We start from the raw sequence: 16955 nt of genomic DNA, 5'->3' as shown, positions 1-16955 counted from the left end.
CTAGGACGCTCGTGTGGCTTGTCCCCATTTCTCCGGGCTGACCAGCAGGTCAGTACCGGCGGCGGGCGGCCCGGTGACCGCTGGTAACGTGGCGTGAAGCCCCGGTCCGGGCCCCGCGCGGGCCCCCGGAGCCGACCCAGACGTCCTTTAACGACCCGTCCCGTGAGGCGGGGAAGGAGGTCCGCCGTGGCCTACCCACCGGCTGCCCATTCGTCACCGCCGCGACAACCCTCGGTGAAGGTGATCCTCGCCGCTGCGGACGTGTCGCGGGTGGTCGACCGCATCGCCCACCAGATCCTGGAGAAGACCCAGGGCGCCGCCGACACCGTGCTGCTCGGCATCCCCACCCGCGGTGTGCCGCTGTCCCGCCGCCTCGCGGACCGGATCAGCACGTTCGAGGACGTCACCGTCCCGGTCGGCGTGCTCGACATCACGCTCTACCGCGACGACCTGCGCCGGCACGCCACCCGCGCGGTCGGCCCGACCGACCTGCCGTCCGGCGGGATCGACGGCAAGCGGGTGATCCTCGTCGACGACGTGCTGTTCTCCGGCCGCACCGTGCGGGCCGCGCTCGACGCGCTCAGCGACGTCGGCCGCCCGGCCTCGGTGCAACTCGCCGTCCTGGTCGACCGCGGTCACCGTCAGCTCCCGATCCGCGCCGACTACGTCGGCAAGAACATCCCCACCGCGCTGGCCGAGAACGTGAAGGTCACCCTCGCCGAGACCGACGGCGCCGACGAGGTACGGCTGTACGGAGGCTCTCCCGCATGATCCGGCACCTGCTCTCCGGCGCCGACCTGGACGCCGCCACCGCCACCCTGGTCCTGGACACCGCCGCGGAGATGGCGACGGTGGCCGGGCGCGAGGTCAAGAAGCTGCCCGCGCTGCGCGGGCGCACCGTGGTCAACCTCTTCTACGAGGACTCCACCCGGACCCGGATCTCGTTCGAGGCGGCCGCCAAGCGGCTCAGCGCCGACGTGATCAACTTCTCTGCCAAGGGTTCCAGCGTGGCCAAGGGGGAGAGCCTGAAGGACACGGCGCTGACGCTCCAGGCGATGGGCGCGGACGCGGTGGTCGTCCGGCACCCCGCCTCGGGCGCGCCGCACCGGCTGGCCGAGTGGGTCGACGGGTCGGTGGTCAACGCCGGTGACGGCACCCACGAGCACCCCACCCAGGCGCTGCTCGACGCGTACACGATGCGGTCCCGGCTGGGCCGGCTCGACGGCCTGCACGTGGCGATCGTCGGCGACGTGCTGCACTCCCGGGTGGCCCGCTCCAACGTGCTGCTGCTGTCCACGCTCGGCGCGAAGGTCACCCTGATCGGCCCGCCCACGCTCATCCCGGTCGACATCGCCGCCGCCCTGGCCCCCGGCACCGACGTCTGTTACGACCTCGACGCCGTTCTCCCAGATGTGGACGTGGTGATGATGCTGCGGGTGCAGCGCGAACGGATGGGTGACTCCTACTTCCCGTCGGCCCGCGAGTACGCCCGCCGCTACGGGCTCGACGGGCCGCGCATGCGCCGGCTGCCCGAGCACGCGATCGTCATGCACCCCGGGCCGATGAACCGGGGCATGGAGATCACGCCCGAGGTGGCCGACTCGCCCCGCTCCACCATCGTCGAACAGGTCGCCAACGGGGTCTCCGTGCGGATGGCCGTGCTCTACCTGCTGCTCGGAGGGAACAACCGGTGACCGCGTACCTCATCACTAACGTCAGTGTGGTCGGCGGCGAGCCGACCGACCTGCTCATCCGCGACGGCGTGGTGGCCGCCGTCGGCGACGGCCTCGCCGCCGGCGACGCCACGGTCGTCGACGCGACCGGCCTGGTCGCGCTGCCCGGCCTGGTCGACCTGCACACCCACCTGCGCGAGCCCGGCCGAGAGGACGCCGAGACCGTCGAGTCCGGTTCCCGGGCCGCGGCGCTCGGCGGCTACACCGCGGTGTGCGCGATGGCGAACACCTCGCCGGTCGCCGACACCGCCGGCGTGGTCGAGCAGGTGTGGCGGCTCGGCCGGGAGGCCGGCCTGGTCGACGTGCAGCCGATCGGCGCGGTCACCGTCGGGCTGGCCGGCGAGCGCCTGGCCGAGCTGGGCGCGATGGCCGACTCCGCCGCCGGGGTGCGGATCTTCTCCGACGACGGGCACTGCGTGGCCGACCCGCGGCTGATGCGCCGGGCCCTGGAGTACGTCAAGGCGTTCGACGGCGTGATCGCCCAGCACGCCGAGGAGCCCCGGCTCACCGAGGGCGCGCAGATGCACGAGGGCGAGGTGTCCACCCGCCTCGGCCTGACCGGCTGGCCGGCCGTCGCCGAGGAGGCGATCATCGCCCGGGACGTGCTGCTGGCCGAGCACGTCGGCAGCCGCCTGCACGTCTGCCACGTCTCCACCGCCGGCAGCGTCGAGGTGCTGCGCCAGGCCAAGGCGCGCGGGGTACGGGTCACCGCCGAGGTGACGCCGCACCACCTGCTGCTGACCGACGCCAAGGCGGAGAGCTACGACCCGGTCTTCAAGGTCAACCCGCCGCTGCGCACCGCCGCGGACATCGCCGCGCTGCGGGAGGCGCTGGCCGAGGGCGTGATCGACATCATCGCCACCGACCACGCCCCGCACGCCGTGGAGGACAAGGAGTGCGAGTGGGCGTACGCCCGGCCGGGCATGCTCGGCCTGGAGACCGCCCTGTCCATCGCGCTCGACGTGTTCGGCCCCCGCTGGGACCTGATCGCCGAGCGGATGTCCCGCACGCCGGCCCGCATCGCCGGGCTGACCGGGCACGGCGTCGACCCGGCGCCCGGCGTGCCGGCCAACCTGACCCTTGTCGACCCCGCCGCCCGCCGCGTCATCGAACCGGCGGAGCTGGCCAGCCGTAGTCGTAACACCCCGTACGCCCGCATGACGCTGCCGGGTCGCATCGTGGCGACCTTCCTGCGCGGCGAGCCGACGGTCCTGGACGGAAAGGCAGTTAAGTGAAGAGACGTCCTGCGATTCTCGTCCTCGAGGACGGGCGCACGTTCCACGGCGAGGCGTACGGCAGCGTCGGGGAGACCTTCGGCGAGGCGGTCTTCAACACCGGCATGACCGGCTACCAGGAGACGCTCACCGACCCCTCGTACCACCGGCAGGTGGTGGTGCAGACCGCGCCGCACATCGGCAACACCGGCGTCAACGGTGAGGACGACGAGTCCGACCGGATCTGGGTAGCCGGGTACGTGGTGCGTGACCCGGCCCGGATCAGCTCCAACTGGCGCGCCGACGGCGGGCTGGAGGACCGGCTCGCCGCCGAGGGCGTCGTCGGCATCAGCGGGGTGGACACCCGGGCGCTGACCCGGCACCTGCGCGAGCGCGGCGCGATGCGGGTCGGCATCTCCAGCGTCGAGGACGACCCGGCCGCGCTGCTGGAGCGGGTGCGCCGTTCGCCGCAGATGGTCGGCGCGAACCTGTCCGACGAGGTGACCACCGCCAAGCCGTACGTGGTCGAGGCGGAGGGCGAGCGCCGGTTCACGGTGGCCGCGGTGGACCTGGGCATCAAGCGCAACGTGCCGCGCCGGCTCGCCGCCCGCGGCGTCACCACCCACGTGCTGCCCGCCGGGTCGACGATCGAGGACCTGCTCGCCACCGGCGCGGACGCGGTCTTCTTCTCGCCCGGCCCGGGCGACCCGGCGACCGCCGACGGTCCGGTGGCGCTGGCCCGGGAGGTGCTGGCCCGGCGGATCCCGCTGTTCGGCATCTGCTTCGGCAGCCAGATCCTCGGCCGGGCGCTCGGCTTCGGCACCTACAAGCTGGGGTACGGCCACCGCGGCATCAACCAGCCGGTGCTCGACCGGGCCACCGGCAAGGTCGAGGTGACCAGCCACAACCACGGCTTCGCGGTGCAGGTGCCGGGCGCCGGGGACGGCGCGGTGGTGCCGGATCAGGTGATCCAGACCGAGTTCGGCGGTGTCCAGGTGTCACACGTCTGCCTCAATGACAACGTGGTCGAGGGGCTGCGGGGCGTCGACATCCCCGCTTTCACCGTCCAGTACCACCCGGAGGCGGCGGCCGGCCCGCACGACGCGGACTACCTCTTCGACCGTTTCGCAGAGCTGATCGAGGGGCGCAAGAATGCCTAAGCGGACCGACCTCAAGCACGTCCTGGTGATCGGCTCCGGGCCGATCGTGATCGGACAGGCCTGCGAGTTCGACTACTCCGGCACCCAGGCCTGCCGGGTGCTGCGCAGCGAGGGGATCCGGGTCAGCCTGGTCAACTCCAACCCGGCGACGATCATGACGGACCCGGAGTTCGCCGACGCCACGTACGTCGAGCCGATCACCCCGGAGTTCGTCGAGCTGGTCATCGCCAAGGAGCGCCCCGACGCGCTGCTGCCGACGCTCGGCGGGCAGACCGCGCTGAACACCGCCGTCGCGCTGCACGAGGCGGGCGTGCTGGAGAAGTACGGCGTCGAGCTGATCGGCGCGAACATCGAGGCGATCAACCGGGGCGAGGACCGGCAGCTGTTCAAGGAGATCGTCGCGAAGGCCGGCGTACGGCTGGGCCTGGACGATCCGTCCGCGCTGGTGCCGCGCTCGCGGGTCTGCCACTCGATGGACGCGGTCCGCGAGACGGTCGCCGAACTGGGCCTGCCGGTGGTCATCCGGCCGTCGTTCACCATGGGCGGCCTCGGTTCCGGCATGGCGCACACCGACGAGGACCTGGAGCGCATCGCCGGTTCGGGCCTCGCGGCCAGCCCGGTGCACGAGGTGCTCATCGAGGAGAGCGTGCTCGGCTGGAAGGAGTACGAGCTCGAACTGATGCGCGACCGCCACGACAACGTGGTGGTGGTCTGCTCGATCGAGAACGTCGACCCGATGGGCGTGCACACCGGCGACAGCGTCACCGTCGCGCCGTCGATGACGCTCACCGACCGGGAGTACCAGCGGCTGCGTGACCTCGGCATCGCGGTGCTGCGCGAGGTCGGGGTGGACACCGGCGGCTGCAACATCCAGTTCGCGGTCAACCCGGCCGACGGCCGGATCGTCGTGATCGAGATGAACCCCCGGGTGTCGCGTTCCTCGGCGCTGGCGTCGAAGGCCACCGGCTTCCCGATCGCGAAGATCGCCGCGAAGCTGGCCATCGGCTACACGCTGGACGAGATCCCGAACGACATCACGCTCAAGACGCCTGCCGCGTTCGAGCCGACGCTCGACTACGTGGTGGTGAAGATCCCCCGGTTCGCGTTCGAGAAGTTCCCCGGCGCCGACCCGGAGCTGACCACCACCATGAAGTCGGTGGGCGAGGCGATGAGCCTGGGCCGCAACTTCACCGAGGCGCTGAACAAGGCGATGCGCTCGATGGAAACCAAGGCGTCGGGTTTCTGGACCACTCCGGACCCGGACGGCGCCACGTTGGAGAACACCCTCGCGGCGCTGCGGACGCCGCACGACGGCCGGCTCTACACCGTCGAGCGGGCGCTGCGCCTGGGCGCGTCGATCGCCGAGGTGTCCGAGGCGTCCGGCGGCATGGACCCGTGGTTCCTGGACCAGATCGCCTCGCTGGTCGAGCTGCGCGCCGAGATCGTGGCCGCGCCGGTGCTCGACGCCGGTCTGCTGCGCCGGGCCAAGCGCGCCGGCCTGTCCGACCGGCAGCTCGCCGCGCTGCGTCCCGAGCTGGCCGCCGAGGACGGCGTCCGCACGCTGCGCCACCGGCTCGGCGTACGGCCGGTCTACAAGACGGTGGACACCTGCGCGGCCGAGTTCGAGGCGACCACGCCGTACCACTACTCGACCTACGACTCGGAGACCGAGGTGGCGCCCTCGGCGCGGCCGAAGGTGCTGATCCTGGGCTCCGGGCCGAACCGGATCGGTCAGGGCATCGAGTTCGACTACTCGTGCGTGCACGCGGTCCAGGCGCTCCGGGCCGTGGACTACGAGACGGTGATGGTCAACTGCAACCCGGAGACCGTCTCCACCGACTACGACACCGCCGACCGGCTCTACTTCGAGCCGCTGACGTTCGAGGACGTGCTGGAGGTCTGGCACGCCGAGGACTCCTCCGGCAAGGCCGCCGGCGGCCCCGGCGTGATCGGGGTGATCGTCCAGCTCGGCGGGCAGACGCCGCTCGGCCTGGCCCAGCGGCTCAAGAACGCCGGGGTGCCGATCGTCGGGACGTCCCCGGAGTCGATCCACCTGGCCGAGGAGCGCGGCGCGTTCGGCGCGGTGCTGTCCCGGGCCGGGCTGCGCGCGCCCGCGCACGGCATGGCCACCTCGTACGACGAGGCGAAGGCGATCGCCGACGAGATCGGGTACCCGGTGCTGGTCCGTCCCTCGTACGTGCTCGGCGGGCGCGGCATGGAGATCGTGTACGACGACGCCACGCTGCGCGACTACATCGGCCGGGCCACCGCCATCTCGCCGGACCGCCCGGTGCTGGTGGACCGGTTCCTGGACGACGCCATCGAGATCGACGTGGATGCGCTCGTGGACGCCGACGGCGACGTCTACCTGGGCGGCGTGATGGAGCACATCGAGGAGGCCGGCATCCACTCCGGCGACTCGTCCTGCGCGCTGCCGCCGATCACCCTGGCCGGCTCGCACCTGGCCCAGGTGCGCCGCTACACCGAGGAGATCGCCCGCGGCGTCGGGGTGCGCGGCCTGCTCAACGTCCAGTACGCGCTGCAGGGCGACATGCTCTACGTGCTGGAGGCCAACCCGCGCGCCTCCCGTACCGTGCCGTTCGTCTCGAAGGCCACGGCGGTGCCGCTGGCCAAGGCGGCGGCCCGGATCGCGCTCGGCGCCACCATCGCGCAGCTGCGCGCCGAGGGGATGCTGCCGCCCACCGGCGACGGCGGCACCATGCCGGCCGACGCGCCGATCGCGGTCAAGGAGGCGGTGCTGCCGTTCAAGCGGTTCCGCACCCCCTCCGGCAAGGGCATCGACGTGCTGCTCGGCCCGGAGATGAAGTCCACCGGCGAGGTGATGGGCATCGACACCGGCTTCGGGCAGGCGTTCGCCAAGTCGCAGGCTGCCGCGTACGGCTCGCTGCCCACCGCCGGGAAGATCTTCGTCTCGGTCGCCAACCGGGACAAGCGCGGCATGATCTTCCCGATCAAGCGCCTGGCCGACCTGGGCTTCGAGATCGTGGCCACCACCGGCACGGCCGAGGTGCTGCGCCGGCACGGCATCGCCTGCGAGCAGATCCGCAAGCACTACGAGTCGGGTGAGGGTGCGGACGCGGTCTCGCTGATCCTCGGCGGGGACGTGGCGCTGGTGGTGAACACGCCGCAGGGCTCCGGCGCGAGCGCCCGCTCGGACGGGTACGAGATCCGCAGCGCCGCGGTGAGCGTCGACATCCCCTGCGTCACCACGGTCCCCGGCGCCGCAGCCGCGGTCATGGGCATCGAGGCCCGAATCCGAGGCGACCTGAAGGTCCGCCCCCTGCAGGACCTGCACGCCGCCCTCCGGGCGGGCGAGTGACCCCGCGCCTGACCGCGCCGATCATGAGGTTGGCGGCGATGTGGATCTCCAAATCCGCCGTCAACCTCATGATCAACGGGGAGAGCGGGCGGGGGGTCGGGGCGTGATCTTCGAGAAGGTGGTGCGGCCCCGGCTGTTCTCGCTCGCGGGCGGGGACGCCGAGGGGGCGCACGAGTGGACCCTGGAACGGCTCGCGGCGGTGTCGCGGCAGCCGGCCGTTCTCGCGGCGCTGCGACGGGCGTACTTCCGGTCCGCGCCGCGCACCGTGTTCGGGGTGCGCTTCCCCAACCCGGTCGGGCTGGCCGCCGGGATGGACAAGAACGGACTCGCGTTGCCCGCCTGGCCGGCGCTCGGCTTCGGCTTCGTCGAGGTCGGCACCGTGACCGCGCACGCCCAGCCGGGCAATCCCCGGCCCCGGCTGTTCCGGCTGCGCGACAGCGAAGCGGTGATCAACCGGATGGGCTTCAACAACGCGGGCGCGGCGGCCCTCGCCGACCGGCTGGCGGCGTTGCCGCGCCCGCTCGGCGTACCGCTGGGCATCTCGCTCGGCAAGTCCAAGGTGACCCCGCTGGACCAGGCGGTCGAGGACTATCTCGACTCCTACCGGGCGCTCAAGGGACACGGTGACTACTTCGCCGTGAACGTGTCCTCACCGAACACCCCGGGGCTGCGCTCGCTTCAGGACCGGTCCCACCTGGACGCGCTGCTGGCCGCGCTGGTGGGGGAGAAGCCGGTGCTGGTGAAGATCGCCCCAGATCTCACCGAGCCGGCCGTGGCCGAGCTGCTGGAGGTCTGCCTCGACCGGGGCGCCGCCGGGGTCATCGCCACCAACACCACGCTCGCCCGGGACGGGCTGGCCCCGGCCGACCGGGCGCGCGGCGCGGAGACGGGCGGCCTGTCCGGCCGGCCGCTCACCGTGCGGGCCCGGGAGATGGTCGCCTTCGTGCACCGGGAGACCGGCGGGCGGCTGCCGGTGATCGGCGTGGGCGGCATCCTCGACCCGGACGACGCGACGCGCATGTTCGACGCCGGCGCGTCCCTGGTCCAGCTCTACACCGGCTTCATCTACCGCGGCCCCGCCCTGACGAGAGCCATAACCCGGACCACCCACCCCTGACCCACCCCTCTCTTCCTCGCGATCTTGCACTCGCGGCCCCGGCACACCCCCTCATTCCGGGCGCGGCAGGGGCAGCAACCGCAAGATCGCGGGGGAAGAGAGGGGGCGGCGGGGAGGGGTGAAGGAGGAGACGTGACGCCTGAGGAGATTCTGGACGCGGACCGGCGGCACGTGTGGCATCCGTACGCCGCGATGCCCTCCGCCGGCGCGCCGTACGTCGTGGACAGCGCGCAAGGGGTGCGGCTGCGGCTGGCGGACGGGCGGGAGCTGGTCGACGGCATGTCGTCGTGGTGGGCGGCGATCCATGGCTACCGGCACCCGGCGCTCGACGCCGCGGTGACCGGCCAGCTCGGGCGGATGAGCCACGTGATGTTCGGCGGGCTCACCCACGAGCCGGCGGTACGCCTGGCGCGCACGCTCGTCGAGCTGACCCCGGACGGCCTGGAACACGTCTTCCTGGCCGACTCCGGCTCGGTGAGCGTCGAGGTCGCGGTGAAGATGTGCCTGCAGTACCAGCGGGCGCGGGGACGCCCGCAGCGCCGCCGGCTGGGCACCTGGCGGGGCGGCTACCACGGTGACACGTTCCACCCGATGAGCGTCTGCGACCCGGAGGGCGGCATGCACCACCTCTGGGGCGACGTGCTGCCCCGGCAGGTGTTCGCGCCGGCGCCGCCGTCCGGCTTCGACGCGCCGCCCGACCCGGCGTACGAGGCGGCTCTGGTGGACGCCGTGGAGCGGCACGCCGACGAGCTGGCCGCGGTGATCGTCGAGCCGGTGGTCCAGGGCGCCGGCGGGATGCGGTTCCACCACCCGCACTATCTGCGTGTGCTGCGCGAGGTGACCCGGAAGCACGGCATCCTGCTGGTCTTCGACGAGATCGCCACCGGCTTCGGCCGGACCGGGAGGATGTTCGCCGCCGAGCACGCCGGTGTGGCCCCGGACGTGCTCTGCGTCGGCAAGGCGCTCACCGGCGGGTACCTGACGCTGGCCGCGGCGCTCTGCACGCCCGAGGTGGCACGGGCGATCTCCGCCGACGGGGTGCTGGCGCACGGACCGACGTTCATGGGCAACCCGCTCGCCTGCGCGGTCGCCAACGCCTCCCTGGAGCTTCTGCGGGCCGGGGACTGGGCCGGCCGGGTGGCGGGGATCGCCGAGGGCCTGCGGGCCGGCCTGGCGCCGTTGCGCGGCGCGCCCGGCGTGGCCGACGTACGGGTGCTCGGCGCGATCGGGGTGGTGCAGCTCGACCACGAGGTGGACCTGCCCCGGGCGACCGCCGCCGCGGTGGCGCAGGGAGTGTGGCTGCGCCCGTTCCGGGATCTCGTCTACACCATGCCGCCGTACGTCTGCGACGCCGCGGACGTGGCACGGATCGCGGCCGGGGTGACCGCGGCGGTGAAGGCCGGCTGAGCCCGGCCGAGTTCGACAGGGCGCGACGGGAAGGCCGTCGCCGGACACGCCCAGGCGGCCCGGGGCCGCGGGGAGAGGAGAGACGCGATGGAGACGTTCGGCGCCCGACTGCACCGGGCCGTGGCGGAGCGAGGGCCGCTGTGCGTGGGGATCGATCCGCACCCCGGGTTGCTGGCCGACTGGGGGCTGACCGACGACGTCGACGGACTCGACCGGTTCTGCCGCACCGTGGTGGAGGCGATCGGGGACCGGGTGGCCGTGGTCAAGCCGCAGTCGGCGTTCTTCGAGCGCTTCGGCTCGCGCGGCGTCGGGGTGCTTGAGTCAACTATCCGACAGTTGCGAGATCTGGGAGCGCTCGTTCTGCTTGACGTGAAGCGCGGCGACATCGGCTCGACGGTGGCCGCGTACGCGTCGGCGTACCTCGATCCATCCAGCCCGATGTATGTCGATGCGGTGACCGCGAGCCCCTACCTGGGAGTAGGTTCACTCGCGCCGATGTTCTCCACCGCAGCCGAGCACGGTGGCGGGGTCTTCGTCCTGGCCCTCACCTCGAACCCGGAGGGCGCCTCCGTGCAGCGTGCCGTCGGGGCCGACGGGCGCACCGTCGCGCAGACCGTGATCGACGAGATTTCCCAGCTCAACCGGGGTGCGGAGCCGCTCGGAAGCTTCGGTTTGGTGGTCGGCGCGACGGTCGGCGAGACCGGTCACGACCTCGGCTCGGTGAACGGTCCGCTGCTCGCTCCGGGCCTGGGCGCGCAGGGCGGCACGCCCGCCGGGTTGCGCACCGTCTTCGGCGCGGCGCTGCCGTCGGTGCTCCCGTCGTACTCGCGGGAGGTGCTCGGCGCGGGACCGGACCCGGACGCTCTGCGCGCCGCCGCCGAGCGGGCGCTGGCCGAGTGCCGGAGCGCCCTGGACGCCGTAGGCTGACTGACGGCTCGGTCACTTTCCGTTGATCATCGCGCGCCCACGTTGCCGAAATCTCCGTTGACCGCTAGTTTTCCCCGCGCTGGGAACCACGGACCCCTTTGGTTGCCAGCGACACCACGTTTCACAGATGCGGTGGGGCGCTCCGCCCGCCGTACTAGGGACCTGAGGAGAACTGGTGCCGCTCCCGTCACTGACCCCCGAACAGCGCGCTGCCGCGCTGGAGAAGGCCGCGGAGATCCGCAAGGCCCGCGCTGAGCTGAAGGAGCAGCTCAAGCAGGGCAAGACCACCCTCGCCACCGTCCTCGAGCGGGCCGAGTCCGACGACGTCGTGGGCAAGCTGAAGGTTTCGGCCGTGCTCCAGGCGATGCCGGGCATCGGCAAGATCCGGGCCACCCAGATCATGGAGAAGCTCAAGATCGCGGACAGCCGTCGCCTGCGCGGCCTCGGCGAGCAGCAGCGCAAGGCTCTGCTCGGGGAGTTCGCCGCGAACTGAACGGCCCGCCGTGTAGAAACAAGCGGTGAGCACGGATGACGAGGCGCGCTCGGCGGCTCGGCTCACTGTCCTGTCCGGTCCCTCCGGGGCCGGCCGGAGCAGTGTGGTCGAGGCGGTCCGGGCGCGCCTTGCGTCTGTCTGGGTGCCGGTGGTCGCCACCACCCGGCCGCCGCGCCCCGACGAGCGGGACGGCGTGGACCGCGTCTTCCTCGACGCGCCCGCCTTCGACCAGCTGATCGCCGCCGGGGAACTGCTGGAGTGGTGCCGGATCGGGCCGTACCGCCGGGGGGTGCCCCGGGCCGAGGTACGGGCGCGGCTCGCCGCGGGCCGGCCGGTGCTGCTGCCGCTGGACCTGGGCGGCGCGCTCGCGGTACGGGCGGCGGCGCCCGGCGCCCGGCTGGTGCTGCTCGCGCCGCCGGCGTACCGGGCCGCCCCGGACGTCGCGGCCCTCTTCGCCCACGCCGTGGCACACGACCACACCGAGCGCGCCGCGGCGGAGCTGGTAGGATTGCTCGGTTCGTCCTTCCTGGCTCCGGCCCGACCGCCCGCGGGCGGCGCACGAGACGCAGAGGTTTAATTCGTGGGATCCATCGCCACCAACCCCGAGGGCATCACCAACCCGCCGATCGACGAGCTGCTCGAGAAGACCACCTCGAAGTACGCGCTGGTCATCTTCGCCGCCAAGCGCGCCCGTCAGGTCAACGCCTACTACAGCCAGCTCGGTGAGGGCCTGCTGGAGTACGTCGGCCCGCTGGTGGAGACCACCCCGCAGGAGAAGCCGCTCTCCATCGCCATGCGCGAGATCAACGCGGGCCTGCTCACCGCTGAGCCGACCGACCAGCCGTAACCGCGCCCGCGCCGATGCCCGCCGAGATCGTCCTCGGGGTCGGCGGCGGCATCGCCGCCTACAAGGCGTGTGAGCTGCTCCGGCTCTTCACCGAGTCGGGTCACCGGGTCCGGGTGGTGCCGACCGCCTCGGCGCTCCGTTTCGTCGGGGCGTCGACCTGGGCGGCCCTGTCCGGCCAGCCGGTGGCCGACGACGTCTGGTCCGACGTGCACGAGGTGCCGCACGTGCGGCTCGGGCAGCACGCCGACCTGGTCGTGGTCGCCCCGGCCACCGCTGACCTGCTCGCCAAGGCCGCCCACGGCCTCGCCGACGACCTGCTCACCAACACGCTGCTGACCGCGCGCTGCCCGGTGCTGCTGGCGCCGGCCATGCACACCGAGATGTGGGAGCACCCGGCGACCGTGGCGAACGTGGCCACGCTGCGCTCGCGCGGCGTCCGGGTGATCGAGCCGGCCGTGGGGCGGCTCACCGGGCGGGACACCGGCAAGGGCCGGCTGCCCGACCCGGCGGAGATCTTCGCGGTGGCCCGCCGGGCCCTGGCCCGCGGCGTCGAGGCCGAGGCCGACCTGGCCGGCCGGCACGTGGTGGTCACCGCCGGGGGCACCCGCGAGCCGCTGGACCCGGTCCGGTTCCTGGGCAACCGGTCCTCCGGCAAGCAGGGGTACGCGTTCGCCCGCGCCGCCGTGGCCCGGGGCGCCCGGGTGACGCTGGTCGCGGCGAACGTGGCGCTGCCCGATCCGGCCGGGGTGGACCTGGTCCGGGTGGGCACCACCGAGGAGCTGCGCACGGCGACGCTGGCGGCGACCGCCGACGCGGACGCCGTGGTGATGGCCGCCGCGCCCGCCGACTTCCGCCCGGCCAGCTACGCCACCGGGAAGATCAAGAAGTCGGACGACGGTGTCGCGCCGACCATCGAGCTGGTCACCAACCCGGACATCGCCGCCGAGCTGGGTCGCGTCCGCCGCCCCGGCCAGGTGCTGGTGATCTTCGCCGCGGAGACCGACGACGCGGAGGCCAACGGCCGGGCCAAACTGGCCCGCAAGGGAGCCGACATGATCGTCGTCAACGAGGTCGGCGTGGACAAGGTCTTCGGCGCCGACACCAACGCGGCCACCGTGATCGGCGCCGACGGCGCCGTGCACCGGCTGGCCGAGCAGCCCAAGGAGGCCCTGGCCGACGCCGTCTGGGACCTCGTCTGTCCGCGGTTGCCGTCACGTTCCTGACGGTTGGTCGGCCCGCGTTCAGGGGGTCGCGGCGGAACGAGGATGGCTAAACTGCCGCCGAGCGACCTTTAAAAGTCTTCACATGCTTAGGAGTGCCGTGACACGTCTCTTCACGTCCGAATCGGTCACGGAGGGCCACCCGGACAAGATCGCCGACCAGATCAGTGACGGCATTCTCGACGCGCTGCTCGCCCAGGACCCGCACAGCCGGGTCGCGGTGGAGACCTTGATCACCACCGGTCAGGTGCACGTGGCCGGTGAGGTGACCACGAAGGCGTACGCCGACATCCCCACCATCGTCCGGGAGACCATTCTCGGCATCGGCTACGACTCGTCGAAGAAGGGCTTCGACGGCGCGTCCTGCGGCGTCAGCGTGTCCATCGGCGCCCAGTCGCCGGACATCGCCCAGGGCGTCGACAACGCCTTCGAGCTGCGTACCGGCGGGTCGGAGAGCGCGCTGGACGCGCAGGGCGCCGGTGACCAGGGCATGATGTTCGGCTTCGCCTGCTCCGAGACGCCCGAGCTGATGCCGCTGCCGATCGCGCTGGCGCACCGGCTGGCGCGCCGGCTCGCCACGGTCCGCAAGGACGGCACCATCCCCTACCTGCGGCCGGACGGCAAGACCCAGGTGACCATCGAGTACGACGGGCTGCGCCCGGTCCGGCTCAACACCGTCGTCGTGTCCAGCCAGCACGCGGCCGACATCTCGCTGGAGTCGCTGCTCACCCCGGACATCCGGGACCACGTCATCACCCCGGAGCTGGAGGGCCTCGGCCTGGAGACCGAGGGCTACCGGCTGCTGGTCAACCCGACCGGGCGCTTCGAGATCGGCGGCCCGATGGGTGACGCCGGCCTGACCGGCCGGAAGATCATCGTGGACACCTACGGCGGGTACGCGCGCCACGGCGGCGGCGCGTTCTCCGGCAAGGACCCCTCGAAGGTCGACCGCTCGGCCGCGTACGCGATGCGCTGGGTGGCCAAGAACGTGGTCGCCGCCGGGCTGGCCGAGCGGTGCGAGGCCCAGGTCGCGTACGCGATCGGCAAGGCCCACCCGGTGAGCCTGTTCATCGAGACGTTCGGCACCGAGACGGTGCCGGTCGCCTCGATCGAGAAGGCCGTCGCCGAGGTGTTCGACCTGCGCCCGGCCGCCATCATCCGGGACCTGCACCTGCTCCGCCCGATCTACCAGCAGACCGCCGCGTACGGCCACTTCGGCCGGGAGCTGCCGGACCTGACCTGGGAGGGCACCGACCGGGCCGCCGACCTCAAGTCGGCCGCGGGAGCCTGACCGCCGCCACGCGCCGCGACCGGCGACCCGCGCAGGGGTCGCCGGTCGCGCGCGTCTGCGTGGACGTGCCCCTGCCGCACCTGGACCGCCCGTTCGACTACCTGGTGCCGGAGGCGCTCGACGCCGAGGCGCAACCGGGGGTACGGGTGAAGGTGCGCTTCGCCGGGCAGCTGGTCGACGGCTGGCTGCTGGAGCGCGCCGAGTCCTCCGCGCACCCGAAACTGGCGTACCTGGAGAAGGTCGTCTCGCCGGTGCCGGTGCTCTCCCCGGAGGTGGCCCGGCTGGCCCGCGCGGTCGCCGACCGGTACGCCGGCAGCCTCGCCGACGTGCTGAGGCTGGCGGTGCCGCCCCGGCACGCCCGCGCCGAGAAGGCCGTCACCGCCGACGCGGACGCGCCCGCCGACCCCGACGCGCCCGCCGACGCGGACGCCAGGCCGGGAGGCCGGGCGGAGGTGGACCCGCGCGGCTGGCGGGACTACCCGGCCGGGCCGGCGCTGCTGCGGGCGCTCACCGACGGCCGGCCCGCCCGCGCGGTCTGGTCGGCGCTGCCGGGGGAGGACTGGGCCGACCGGTACGCCGACGCGGTGGCCGCCACCGTGGCCGGTGGCCGGGGCGCAGTGGTCGTGGTGGCCGACGCCCGTGACCTGGACCGGCTCGACGCCGCCCTGACCGCCGTGCTCGGCGCGGGGCGGCACGTGCGCCTCACCGCCGCCGACGGCCCGGCCCGCCGCTACCGGGCGTTCCTGGCGGCCCGGCGCGGCGACGTGGCAGTGGTGATCGGCACCCGGGCGGCCATGTTCGCCCCGGTGGAGCGGCTCGGCCTGGTGGCGATCTGGGACGACGGCGACGACCTGCACGCCGAGCCCCGCGCGCCCTACCCGCACGCCCGGGACGTGCTGCTCACCCGGGCGCAGCTCGGCGACGCCGCCGCCCTGGTCGGCGGGTACGCCCGCAGCGCCGAGGCGCAGCTGCTGGTGGAGACGTCCTGGGCCCGGGAGGTGGTGGCCGACCGGGCGGTGGTGCGCGCGCGTACCCCGGCCATGGCGCCCACCGGCGACGACCCGCAACTGGCCCGCGATCCCGGCGCGGCCTCGGCGCGGCTGCCGAGCCTGGCCTGGACCAGCGCCCGGGACGCGCTGCGCGCGGACCTGCCGGTGCTGGTGCAGGTGCCGCGCCGGGGTTACGTGCCGTCGGTGGCCTGCGCCGACTGCCGGACCCCGGCCCGCTGCCCGCACTGCGCCGGGCCGCTCGCGCTGCCCTCGGCGCAGGGCACGCCCGCCTGCCGCTGGTGCGGCCGGGTGGCCGCCGCGTACGCCTGCCCGGAGTGTGGTGGGCGGCGGCTGCGCGCCTCGGTCACCGGCGCCCGGCGCACGGCCGAGGAGCTGGGCCGGGCGTTCCCGGGCGTGCCGGTGCGCACCTCGGGGCGGGAGGAGGTGCTCGCCACGGTGCCGGGCGGGGCCGGGCTGGTGATCGCCACGCCGGGCGCCGAGCCGGTGGCCGACGGCGGCTACGGCGCGGTGCTGCTGCTCGACTCGTGGGCGCTGCTGACCCGGGCCGACCTGCGGGCCGGTGAGGAGGCGCTGCGCCGGTGGATGGCCGCCGCCGCGCTGGCCCGGCCCGGTACGGCCGGCGGGCGGGTGGTGGTGGTCGCGGACGGCGCGCTCGCGCCGGTGCAGGCGTTGCTGCGCTGGGACTCCGCCTGGTTCGCCGCCCGCGAGCTGGCCGAGCGGCGCGAGCTGGGCTTCCCCCCGGCGGTGCGGATGGCGAGCGTCACCGGCGTCGCCGAGGCGGTCAGCGACCTGCTGGACGGCGCCCGGCTGCCGGACGGCGCCGAGGTGCTGGGGCCGGTGCCGGCCGACGAGGGCCGGGAGCGGATGCTCGTGCGGGTGCCCCGGTCCCGGGCCGCCGCGCTGGCCGAGGCGCTGCACGCCGCCGCCGGCCAGCGCAGCGCCCGCAAGGCGGCCGATCCGGTACGCCTGCAGGTCGATCCGCTCGTGCTGTTCTGACCGGCCGCCGCCGCGTGACACTGCGCACGCGGCCCCTCGCGCACGGTCGTGAGCTGGGGTTTGCCGCACACCTGGTCCGGCAATTGGGTAGCGGGCGGTGATAGCATCGCCCGTCATGCCCAGCCGCGCGGTTTTCCCCGCGCGGGACGCGGCGCGGCGGGTGCCAGAGCACGTCGGGCCGACACTCGATGTCGTCAGTC

14 protein-coding genes are annotated in these 16955 nt (G+C 73.5%); all 14 read left to right on the top strand.

What is annotated here, in order from left to right; all coding sequences use genetic code 11:
• Positions 1–186: 186 nt before the first annotated feature.
• The 14 genes from pyrR (at position 187) to KBX43_RS24535 (ending at position 16755) form a co-directional block, all read left to right on the top strand.
• A complete protein-coding gene (pyrR, locus tag KBX43_RS24600; RefSeq protein WP_043324953.1) occupies positions 187–771 on the top strand; it encodes a bifunctional pyr operon transcriptional regulator/uracil phosphoribosyltransferase PyrR in 585 nt (194 codons plus the stop codon).
• Entirely contained in the window at positions 768–1694 is a 927-nt protein-coding gene (locus tag KBX43_RS24595) for an aspartate carbamoyltransferase catalytic subunit (RefSeq protein WP_030502502.1), read from the top strand. Before pyrR ends, KBX43_RS24595 begins: the two co-directional genes overlap by 4 nt.
• A complete protein-coding gene (locus KBX43_RS24590) occupies positions 1691–2968 on the top strand; it encodes a dihydroorotase (RefSeq protein ID WP_210887331.1) in 1278 nt (425 codons plus the stop codon). Before KBX43_RS24595 ends, KBX43_RS24590 begins: the two co-directional genes overlap by 4 nt.
• Positions 2965–4107 (top strand): glutamine-hydrolyzing carbamoyl-phosphate synthase small subunit, encoded by a 1143-nt coding sequence (carA, locus tag KBX43_RS24585; RefSeq protein ID WP_210887328.1) that lies wholly within the window; start codon positions 2965–2967, stop codon positions 4105–4107. The genes KBX43_RS24590 and carA overlap by 4 nt, the downstream gene beginning before the upstream one ends.
• A complete protein-coding gene (gene carB / locus KBX43_RS24580) occupies positions 4100–7447 on the top strand; it encodes a carbamoyl-phosphate synthase large subunit (RefSeq protein WP_210887324.1) in 3348 nt (1115 codons plus the stop codon). Before carA ends, carB begins: the two co-directional genes overlap by 8 nt.
• Before the next feature lie 103 nt (positions 7448–7550).
• Complete coding sequence (locus tag KBX43_RS24575) at positions 7551–8564, top strand: quinone-dependent dihydroorotate dehydrogenase (RefSeq protein WP_043324949.1); 1014 nt, start codon at positions 7551–7553, stop codon at positions 8562–8564.
• 132 nt (positions 8565–8696) lie between these two features.
• Entirely contained in the window at positions 8697–9971 is a 1275-nt protein-coding gene (locus KBX43_RS24570) for an adenosylmethionine--8-amino-7-oxononanoate transaminase (protein WP_210887321.1), read from the top strand.
• An 87-nt stretch (positions 9972–10058) separates the two neighbouring features.
• Positions 10059–10898, top strand: coding sequence for an orotidine-5'-phosphate decarboxylase (gene pyrF, locus KBX43_RS24565; RefSeq protein ID WP_043324947.1), 840 nt, complete (start codon positions 10059–10061; stop codon positions 10896–10898).
• Between the two features lie 175 nt (positions 10899–11073).
• On the top strand, positions 11074–11391 hold the full coding sequence (gene mihF / locus KBX43_RS24560; protein WP_013285515.1) for an integration host factor, actinobacterial type: 318 nt from the start codon (positions 11074–11076) through the stop codon (positions 11389–11391).
• Positions 11392–11416: 25 nt separating this feature from the next.
• Positions 11417–11968 carry a guanylate kinase gene (locus tag KBX43_RS24555; RefSeq protein ID WP_210887318.1) on the top strand — a complete coding sequence of 184 codons (552 nt, stop codon included), beginning with the start codon at positions 11417–11419 and terminating at the stop codon, positions 11966–11968.
• A 3-nt stretch (positions 11969–11971) separates the two neighbouring features.
• Complete coding sequence (gene rpoZ, locus KBX43_RS24550) at positions 11972–12238, top strand: DNA-directed RNA polymerase subunit omega (RefSeq protein WP_013285517.1); 267 nt, start codon at positions 11972–11974, stop codon at positions 12236–12238.
• A gap of 14 nt (positions 12239–12252) precedes the next feature.
• Complete coding sequence (coaBC, locus tag KBX43_RS24545) at positions 12253–13461, top strand: bifunctional phosphopantothenoylcysteine decarboxylase/phosphopantothenate--cysteine ligase CoaBC (RefSeq protein ID WP_210887315.1); 1209 nt, start codon at positions 12253–12255, stop codon at positions 13459–13461.
• A 97-nt stretch (positions 13462–13558) separates the two neighbouring features.
• Positions 13559–14749, top strand: a complete 1191-nt coding sequence (gene metK, locus KBX43_RS24540; RefSeq protein WP_223201130.1) for a methionine adenosyltransferase — start codon at positions 13559–13561, stop codon at positions 14747–14749.
• 59 nt (positions 14750–14808) lie between these two features.
• Entirely contained in the window at positions 14809–16755 is a 1947-nt protein-coding gene (locus KBX43_RS24535) for a primosomal protein N' (protein ID WP_210887312.1), read from the top strand.
• Positions 16756–16955 lie beyond the last annotated feature (200 nt).

Origin of the sequence: Micromonospora sp. C41, assembly GCF_018070485.1 — a bacterium.
Classification (GTDB): Bacteria; Actinomycetota; Actinomycetes; order Mycobacteriales; family Micromonosporaceae; genus Micromonospora; species Micromonospora chalcea.
This window is presented reverse-complemented; position numbering and strand designations above follow the sequence as displayed.

Excerpts from the sequence above, each read along its gene's own strand:
- carB (WP_210887324.1), top strand. The coding sequence starts at position 4,100 with ATGCCTAAGCGGACCGACCTCAAGCACGTCCTGGTGATCGGCTCCGGG.
- KBX43_RS24595 (WP_030502502.1), top strand. The coding sequence starts at position 768 with ATGATCCGGCACCTGCTCTCCGGCGCCGACCTGGACGCCGCCACCGCC.
- coaBC (WP_210887315.1), top strand. The coding sequence starts at position 12,253 with ATGCCCGCCGAGATCGTCCTCGGGGTCGGCGGCGGCATCGCCGCCTAC.
- pyrF (WP_043324947.1), top strand. The coding sequence starts at position 10,059 with ATGGAGACGTTCGGCGCCCGACTGCACCGGGCCGTGGCGGAGCGAGGG.